This is a genomic window from Flavobacterium kochi (assembly GCF_048286715.1).
Taxonomy (GTDB): domain Bacteria; phylum Bacteroidota; class Bacteroidia; order Flavobacteriales; family Flavobacteriaceae; genus Flavobacterium.
Window position 1 is genome coordinate 1 of sequence record NZ_JBLVPW010000068.1, and the last position, 2333, is coordinate 2333.

At 31.0% G+C, this 2333-nt stretch carries 1 protein-coding gene; it reads right to left on the minus strand.

Annotated features, from left to right (window positions below; all coding sequences use genetic code 11):
* Positions 1–119 precede the first annotated feature (119 nt).
* Positions 120–698 carry a non-canonical purine NTP diphosphatase gene (locus ACNQGH_RS21810; protein ID WP_417958124.1) on the minus strand — a complete coding sequence of 193 codons (579 nt, stop codon included), beginning with the start codon at positions 696–698 and terminating at the stop codon, positions 120–122.
* Positions 699–2333 lie beyond the last annotated feature (1635 nt).

Consider the following 2333-nt stretch of genomic DNA (forward strand, 5'->3'; position numbering starts at 1 on the left):
GCAGTTAGCAAGATCCAGAGCAAGAGGTTATAGAAATCCCGAGAATTTTATAAAAATGGTGTATTATTTAGGAAATACCTAAAAAATGCAAATCCACTAATTTAGGCGAAGAACCAAATTTATTTATTTCCTTTCAGGAAGTCTATTAGTTGGAGTGTCGCTTTTCCTCTGTGACTAATTTTATTTTTTAGGTCTAATGATAATTGAGCGAAAGTTTCCTGATACTCTTCAGGTTTAAAAATAGGATCATAACCAAATCCTTGATTACCTGTCTTTTCTAAAGTGATTTCACCTCTTGCGATTCCTGTAAAAAGATGCTGTTTGCCATTTAAATTTAATGCAATGACCGTTTTAAACTGTGCCTTTCTATTATTCTTACCCGATAAGGCCTTCAATACTTTGTTCATATTATCATCAGCATTGCGTTGTTCTCCCGCATATCGTGCAGAAAAAACTCCTGGTTCCCCATTTAAAGAATCTACCTCAAGTCCAGTGTCATCAGCAAAGCAATTATAGCCATATTTTTGCGTAATATAATTTGCTTTTAAAATCGCATTACCTTCAATGGTTTCTGCTGTTTCGGGAATTTCTTCATTACAACCGATGCTTTCTAAACTTAGAATTTTGATTGTGTCAGGAAGCATACTTTGTATTTCCAGAATTTTATTTTTGTTGTTGGAAGCGAAAACGAGTTGCATTTTATTGACTTTAAGTGGACTCCAAAGATACATATTTTAGTTATTTCATTGAGATGTTGCGAATATCAGTGTGAAGTAGTGCGAACTGCCTATTGATTTTAGCAATCGCTATGTTGTTTGGAATTCAAACAATATATTTCGTTTTAATTGATTAAAAAAACAACAAGTTAATTAATGGTTAAAATGCTGTTTTTTTAATAATTTGACTGCCCTAAGTCGTATCTTTGAGTGTGATTTTGATTAATCACTTGTGTAAAACCATCTGAAAAGAGAAGCTTATGCAAATAGTCATTTCATGCTGAACGGTATGAGTTGATAAATGGTAAATCAAAATCTACAATCGGAGGCCCTTTAACAAGGCCTCCTTTTTTTTGAGGTTAGCGGTGAAATGCAGCGGTTAAATTTTGAATAGGATCTATTTGTCTTTTAAGAGGTGTATGTTGTTAAAATTATAATTTGTACAGCAATCAATTTGATTAGTGATAGCAGGGAAATATCGTTTTAAATTTATTGAAAATGAATGCGTTAATAATTGGTTAAAGTGCTTTTTTAGATTTGTTTAAAATAGAATTCGCCTTATCTTTGAATATGATTTTGCTTTGTTCTTGAATATGACCATCCGTAAAGAGAAGCGTATTTAATAGTCACAAGTTACCGAAAGGATCTTAGTAGATAATAGCAAACCAAAATCTAAACTGGAGGTCTGTAAAAAGGCCTCCTTTTTTATGGCGACATATCAAAAATAGTTTTTTTTAGGCTGCTCATTTTCTACTGCAATTGTATTCGTAACCTCTTTTATTAAAATTTCCTGAACTAATTTTTACGGTTGAAACGGCTAAAAAACAGTAATTTTTTATACAATAAATTGACACGTTAATTATTGGTTAAAATACTGGTTTAGAGTAATTTTTTTAGAAATAAATAATATCTTTGAGTGTGATTCTGATTGAATACCTGAGAATATTAATCTTATAATGAGATTGATAACTCACTATCGACTATACCAGTAACGGTAAGAGTTAATATCGGTAATTCAGAATCACATAGGAGGCCCTTTAAAAAGGCCTCTTTTTTATGGTTGTTTCTTCAGTTTACTATTTTTATAATTTGATGTTTTCAAAATAATTAGCATAAATTTTTTTATTGAATTTCACTTGGCAAACATGGATCATTTGATCGGTTTGTTACAATTACTTGTTTTTTGATCGTTAAAAATCAGAATGTTAATTGTGAGTTAAACTCCCTTTAAAAAGGCCTCCTTTTTTTATTGTTATTTCTCCCGTATGTATGGCGTTTTAAAAATTTCGTTTTTTCGAAATGATTACCATAAAATTTTTATTAGATCTTACTTGGCGAACAGAAATTAGCTACTATGTTCTAGCATAGGTATTGCTTTTTAAAACATTAAAAACAATGTGTTAATTACGAGTTAAACTGCTCTTTTAGATTTGTTTGAAATAGAATTCGCCTTATCTTTGAGTATGATTTTGCTTTGTTCTTGAGTATGGCCATCTGCAAAGAGTAGCGTATTTGATAGTTAGTTGTATCGAAAGATATGAGCTGATAATAACAAACCAAAGTCTTAATCGGAGGCCCTTTAAAAAGGCCTCCTTTTTTATGGTTATTTCTCCCGTA